The organism is Youngiibacter fragilis 232.1 (assembly GCF_000495435.3).
GTDB classification, from domain to species: Bacteria; Bacillota; Clostridia; order Clostridiales; family Clostridiaceae; genus Youngiibacter; species Youngiibacter fragilis.
Map to the genome: position 1 here is coordinate 1 of NZ_AXUN02000095.1, position 5621 is coordinate 5621.

4 protein-coding genes and 1 tRNA gene are annotated in these 5621 nt (G+C 46.0%); all 5 read right to left on the reverse strand.

What is annotated here, in order from left to right:
• Nucleotides 1-280 precede the first annotated feature (280 nt).
• The 5 genes from T472_RS05700 to T472_RS05720 all read right to left on the reverse strand — a co-directional run bounded on the left by T472_RS05700 (nt 281) and on the right by T472_RS05720 (nt 5326).
• Entirely contained in the window at nt 281-841 is a 561-nt protein-coding gene (locus T472_RS05700; protein WP_040906822.1) for a DNA-3-methyladenine glycosylase I, read from the reverse strand.
• 59 nt (nt 842-900) lie between these two features.
• Nucleotides 901-2004, reverse strand: a complete 1104-nt coding sequence (locus T472_RS05705) for a 6-phosphofructokinase (RefSeq protein WP_023386460.1) — start codon at nt 2002-2004, stop codon at nt 901-903.
• 115 nt (nt 2005-2119) lie between these two features.
• The gene (murD, locus tag T472_RS05710; RefSeq protein ID WP_023386461.1) at nt 2120-3490 is read right to left on the reverse strand and encodes a UDP-N-acetylmuramoyl-L-alanine--D-glutamate ligase; all 1371 of its coding nucleotides are present in this window, start codon (nt 3488-3490) and stop codon (nt 2120-2122) included.
• 147 nt (nt 3491-3637) lie between these two features.
• Nucleotides 3638-5026: a glycine--tRNA ligase gene (locus T472_RS05715; protein WP_023386462.1), complete on the reverse strand. Its 1389-nt coding sequence runs from the start codon at nt 5024-5026 to the stop codon at nt 3638-3640.
• Between the two features lie 225 nt (nt 5027-5251).
• Nucleotides 5252-5326, reverse strand: a tRNA-Asn gene (locus tag T472_RS05720).
• Nucleotides 5327-5621 lie beyond the last annotated feature (295 nt).

Sequence of the window (5621 nt, forward strand, 5' to 3'; positions counted from 1 at the left end):
TGTTTAATTTTCAAAGAGCTTTTGCCGCTTCGCTATTGTTCGTATCGAAGTGAGCCTATTTATAATACCACTTCTTTATGAGCGCTGTCAACGCTTGTTTGCCGAAACAGCTGACTTAGATATATTACCACAAGGAGATATTTCAGGCAATCCTATAATCAAGAATTTTTTCAATTTGTTTACATTTTCTATTGTTTTCTGTATTGAATGTTCTATTCAAATCCACGATAAAGGCTGGCACACATACGGTTACCAGCCTTTATCGATTTTGAATTATTTACTATATCCTGTTCTTGTATGCGCAGGAGTTGAGATGGTCATTCACCAGGCCAGATGCCTGCATGAACGCATAGCAGATCGTACTGCCGCAGAATGCGAATCCTCTCTTCTTCATGTCCTTTGACATGGCATCTGATTCAGGACAGGTGGCCCTGTAGTCTTCAGGTCCGTTTATGCTTGACACAATGCTCCTGTTCCCAACGAAGGACCAGATGTAGCTGTCAAAGGACCCGAACTCCTCCCTGACCTTGAGGTATGCCCTGGCATTCTTCACGGCTCCCTGTATCTTAAGCCTGTTCCTTATGATTCCTTTGTCCTGCATAAGCTCTTCAAGCTTGCTGATGTCATACTCAGCTATCCTTTCTGGGTCGAACTCATCAAATGCCTTTCTGAAATTTTCCCTCTTGTTAAGTATGGTCTTCCAGGACAGTCCTGCCTGGAAGGTATCAAGTATAAGGAATTCGAACAGCTTTCTGTCATCATGGAGCTCAGCTCCCCACTCATTGTCATGGTATTCCCGTTCAATTTCGCTTCCTGGCCAGGTACAGTCTCCTTGTCCCATGAATATCCTCCCTGTTGAAAGAGGCGCCAATTACGGCGCCTCTTTAGCATTACTATCTATTACTCGTCTCCGAAGCCTATGCCCATTGACTTGGCAGCCTCAACAAGCTCTCCGTTAGGATTTACAAGCTTAGACTTCCTGCCGATTACATTTTCAAGTGAATCATAGGACATGTGGTCGCCCTTAAGTGTGACCATGTTTCCGAACTTGCCCGATGCAGCAAGCTTCACTGCCTCAACACCATATCTTGTGGAAAGTATCCTGTCTGAAGATGAAGGCGATCCGCCTCTCTGCAGATGCCCGAGTATAGTAGCCCTTGTCTCGTTTCCGCAGAGCTTCTCAAGCTGGCTTGCAACCTTTATTCCGATTCCGCCGAGCCTTATAGGGTCCGGTGAATCCTTTATGATCTCCCTTACGGTAATATCTCCGCCAATCTCCTTGGCTCCTTCACCGACAACAACAATGGAGAAGTTCTTGCCTCTTGCCTTCCTCTCTTCGATTGTCCTTGCCACATTCCTGATATCATATGGAATTTCAGGCAGAAGTATTACATCCGCTCCACCTGCTATTCCTGAATGTAGAGCTATCCAGCCGGCATATCTTCCCATTACCTCAAGTACCATTATCCTGTGATGTGAGGAAGCAGTTGTATGCAGCCTGTCCAGGGCTTCTGTCGCAACATCGACAGCAGTCGAGAATCCGAACGTAGTGTCTGTTGATGCAAGGTCATTGTCTATGGTCTTTGGAATAGCTACTACCTTTACTCCCTTTCTTGCAAAATCCCTTGCAGAGGTAAGGGTACCGTCGCCTCCGACGATAAACATTACGTCTATTCCCATCTTCCTGATGTTTTCCACTCCAACATCAGATACATCCTTATTTACAAGCTTGCCATCCTCTTCAACCTGATAGTCGAAAAGATTGTCCTTGTTTGAGCTGTAAAGGATAGTACCTCCTTCATGCAGTATTCCCGAAATTGAATCGAGAGTAAGCTCGACAAAATCGCCGTTATACATTCCCTTATATCCGTTCCTTATGCCAACGACTTCCCAGCCGTACTCAAGTATCGCAGTCCTGGTGACAGCTCTTATGACTGGATTGAGTCCCGGGCAATCTCCACCGCCTGTAAGTATCCCTATTCTCTTTATCTTGTTGACTACCATATTTTTTTGCCTCCCTGATTTAGTATGCAAACATTCCATGGATTTCACTATGATTTTATCCTAAGAGGAACCATAATGCAAAGGTCTGCAAGCCATAAGACGCAAGTTCCAAAATTTAAAAATCATTGACTAAAGATGCGAACCTGTCCCCTCTCTCCTCAAAGTTCTTAAAACTGTCGAAGCTGGCACACGCAGGAGAAAGCGCAACGATATCACCTGGCTTTGAAAGCCTTTTGGCAATGTAGACTGCATCCTCAAAGGACTCAGCCATATGTACCGGAACGAATATTCCCTTCATGTTGGCAAGGTTGTCGAACGCTTCCTTGAGCTTGAATCTTGTATCTCCAACAAGCACTGCATTCTTTATGTACTTGTAGCCCTGGAAGGCTACAGGCGACAGGTCTATGTTCTTGTCATATCCGCCAGCGATGAGATTCACCTTCGTATCCAGAGCCTTTAGGCTCGCAAGGGTCCTCGTCGGACTTGATGCGATGGAGTCATTGTAGTACCTTACGCCCTTGTATTCCCTTACAAGCTGGCACCTGTGCTTTACTCCCGGAAAAGTAAGGGCTACCTTCCTCATCTCATCTATCGATACATAGTCCTTGGCTGCAAGGAATGCCGCAAGAAAGTTCTCCGCATTGTGGACTCCCTTCACCAGCATGTCCTTAAGTTCGACTACCTTCTCATCCCTGAGGTACAGGGTTCCATCCATGAAGTACGCATCTTCGAGCTCCTTGGTTGAAGAAAAGAATTCAACCACACCTTTTGCCTCACCTGCGAACATCTTCGTTATCTCATTGTCCTCATTTAAGATGAGAATATCGTCCTTTCCCTGATGCAGGAAGATGTTCTTCTTCGCATCGATATATTCCTGCATTCCCTTGTGCATGTCCAGATGGTTAGGGGAAAGGTTGGTAACTATTGCCACATCAGGCGACACTGTCATAGTCATGAGCTGGAAGCTTGAAAGCTCAAGCACCACCATATGGTCATGCCGTATATCCTCTACCTTGTCAAACAGAGGTGTCCCGATATTACCGCCTACAAACACCTTGTAGCCGGCTTCCTTCAGAAGAAGCCCCAGAACAGTAGTGGTAGTGGTCTTCCCGTCAGAGCCTGTCACACCAAAGGTCCTTGCCTTGCAGTACTTCAGGAATTCTTCCATCTCCGAAGTGATAATCGTTCCTTTTTCCTTTGCCCTTACAAGATGCGGATCATCTATCCTCATTCCCGGGGTCTTGAATATGACGTCCAGACCGTCGAGATGGTCAAGATAATCATGACCGAGGAATATCTCGATCCTGTCGGCCAGTTCCTGGACCTCAGGTCCCAAATCACTCAGCTCTCTCCTGTCAAACGCTGACACCCTGGCACCCAGCTTCAGAAGAAACTTTATAAGCGGAAGATTGCTGACTCCTATTCCTACGACACCGACCTTCTTGTCCCTGATATATTCCTTGAACTCATTGAAATCTCTTTTCACAGCTTACACCCGCATTTTCATATATTTGTTCCTATTTACCGAGTACATTCCTTCACCCTTCAGTATAGAGTAAAAGGAATCATGATTTCCACTTTTTTAGCTGAAAGGACCAGCCCATAAGGCCGGTCCTCAAAATGTCGGTAGTTATCAGAATTCAAGCTTCCTGCTTATGTAGTCAGCTACCTCGTATACTGAAAGCCTTATCTGCTCCATGGTATCCCTGTCCCTGATTGTTACAGTGTTATCCTCAAGGGTGTCGAAATCGACGGTGATGCAGAACGGTGTTCCGATCTCATCTTCCCTTCTGTATCTCTTGCCTATTGAACCAGCCTCATCATAGTCAACCATGAAGTGCTTGGAAAGCTGTCCGTAGACCTCAAGTGCCTTATCTGAAAGCTTCTTCGACAGAGGCAATACCGCTGCCTTGAACGGAGCAAGTGCAGGATGCAGCTTAAGCACATTCCTCTCCTCACCATTTTCAAGCGTCTCCTCCTCATAGGAATCTACAAGGAATGTGAGGAAAAGCCTGTCCACACCGACTGACGGTTCGACACAGTAAGGTATGTACTTTTCATTCGTAACAGGATCCACATATGAGAGGTCCTCATTGGAGTGGTTGATATGCTGAGTCAGGTCATAGCTTGTCCTGTCAGCTATACCCCAGAGCTCTCCCCATCCAAACGGGAACTTATACTCGATGTCAGAGGTGCCGGCACTGTAGAACGAAAGCTCTTCAGGCTTATGGTCCCTCATCCTCACGTACTCTGCAGTAAGGCCCAGGTCCAGCAGGAACTTCATGCAGTAATCCTTCCAGAAGGCAAACCATTCAAGGTCTGTTCCCGGCTTGCAGAAGAATTCAAGCTCAGCCTGTTCGAACTCCCTGGTCCTGAATATGAAGTTTCCAGGTGTTATCTCATTCCTGAAGGATTTTCCTATCTGGGCTATACCAAATGGAACCTTCTTCCTTGTTGTCCTTGCAACGCTCTTGAAATTCACGAAGATTCCCTGAGCTGTCTCAGGCCTTAGGTAAACCTCATTCTTGCTGTCTTCTGTGATTCCCATGAAGGTCTTGAACATGAGGTTGAACTTCCTTATGCTTGTGAAGTTCTTCTTTCCGCACTTCGGACATACTATACCGTTGTCCTCTATGTACTTCATGAGCTCGTCTTCCTTCATTCCATCAGCTGAAGCTACCTCAGCTCCCTTAAGGGTCATGTCGTCCTCGACAAGCTTGTCGGCACGGAACCTTGACTTGCAGTCCTTGCAGTCCATGAGCGGGTCAGAGAATCCGCCTACATGGCCTGATGCAACCCAGACTTCAGGGTTCATGAGTATCGCGCTGTCTAGTCCCACATTGTAGGGGCTTTCCTGCACGAACCTCTTCCACCATGCCTTCTTTATGTTGTTTTTGAGCTCAACTCCAAGCGGGCCGTAATCCCACGAATTTGCTAGTCCCCCGTATATTTCCGATCCCGGATATACGAAGCCCCTGCCCTTGGAAAGCGCTACGATCTTATCCATTGTCTTTTCAGTCATTTCTTTTCCTCCCCAAATCATAATAATAAAAAAAGGCCTGCTCAACGAAAGGACGGATATTATCCGCGGTTCCACCTTTCTTGGCATTGCCCTGCTCTTGCATTCACACGCTCATGGACTCCCTTCACGATTATGTCTCCGGAGCTTGCACCACCCGTCCGGTCTCTTGAAGACTTTACTCGTTACTCTTCCCATTCATTGCGAGTTATTCAGTTATAAAAAAAATGGCTCCGCGAAGAGGGCTCGAACCTCCAACCTATCGGTTAACAGCCGAGTGCTCCACCATTGAGCTATCGCGGAACGTCATTACAAAGACTATTATAGCAATGTTTCGGATTAATGCAACAATAATTTATAAAAATTCGGAAGAAAAAATAACCAGCTGAATTGATAAAGTAGATTCAACCCAATAAAAAACATTAGTAGAAATTACTATGACAAAGTGGGAAGTGGAAGTTAATCTGACAGAAGGGTAAGATGGTGGGGATGGTGCCTCATTGGAGGTTGTCATGAATAAGCACTCTCACCTGACATTAGACGACAGGCTGGAAATCCAAAAGCATCTCAAAGAAGGTAAGTCATTCAAATTCATTGC

Bases quoted from the DNA above. Each gene is read 5' to 3' on its own strand.
- T472_RS05705 (WP_023386460.1), bottom strand. From the start codon at position 2,004: ATGGTAGTCAACAAGATAAAGAGAATAGGGATACTTACAGGCGGTGGA.
- T472_RS05700 (WP_040906822.1), bottom strand. From the start codon at position 841: ATGGGACAAGGAGACTGTACCTGGCCAGGAAGCGAAATTGAACGGGAA.
- T472_RS05715 (WP_023386462.1), bottom strand. From the start codon at position 5,026: ATGACTGAAAAGACAATGGATAAGATCGTAGCGCTTTCCAAGGGCAGG.